The 643-nt window shown below is 26.7% G+C and carries 2 protein-coding genes; both read left to right on the top strand.

Going from position 1 to position 643, the window contains the following annotated elements:
• The coding region (locus tag AC4AGG_RS16730) for a hypothetical protein (RefSeq protein ID WP_489773159.1) at positions 1-327 on the top strand (327 nt) is incomplete at its 5' end.
• Positions 317-631, top strand: a complete 315-nt coding sequence (locus AC4AGG_RS16725) for a hypothetical protein (RefSeq protein ID WP_489773158.1) — start codon at positions 317-319, stop codon at positions 629-631. The genes AC4AGG_RS16730 and AC4AGG_RS16725, both read left to right, overlap by 11 nt.
• Positions 632-643: the final 12 nt, after the last annotated feature.

Raw genomic sequence — 643 nt, 5'->3', positions numbered from 1 at the left:
ATCGGCAATTTTAGAAAACAGCTTGTGAAAATTAAATGTAAAAAATGTTTACCTGAAGATGGAATTGAAATTCCAAATTTTTCAATGGAAGAAAAGCAAAGGATATTAAAGTATTTTAATGAATCATTCCTTGACGCTACTAAATTCTTAAAATCTGAATATTCGCTAAGCTTAATTGAAGCAAAATTTATTCTAATACATATTAATAAAAGCCATCCTAAATGTAACCGGTGTTCAAACATTTTGATGGAATCTGAATACATAAACTGTGGAAAATGTGGCTCTTTAAATATAAATTGGAAAACTGATAACACTTATGAAATTTAAACTTTGGTTAGAATTTGAAGAAGTTGACCCTGAAAATTGGAATACAGAAAATGAATTTTGTAATATTCATATTTTTCTTGAAGATGGAAGAAAATATGGATTGAATATTTGGACTTATAAATTTTTAGAAACATCAGTGATAAATGACTCTAAAACAGGACAAAATCTTAATGGCGCTTATCAAATTCCACCTGACTTATTTGTCAAGGAACTTACACGAAATTGCATTGAAAAGACAATTGAAGATTTATTAACAATTGGAAATTTAGAAGATATTTTAAATTCAAATGTTTTAAACCAATAAAAAAACTGCCGA

The organism is Chryseobacterium sp. CG10_8, from assembly GCF_058117085.1.
Note: the sequence above shows the minus strand (reverse complement) of the source record. Positions and strands in the feature narration are given on the sequence as shown.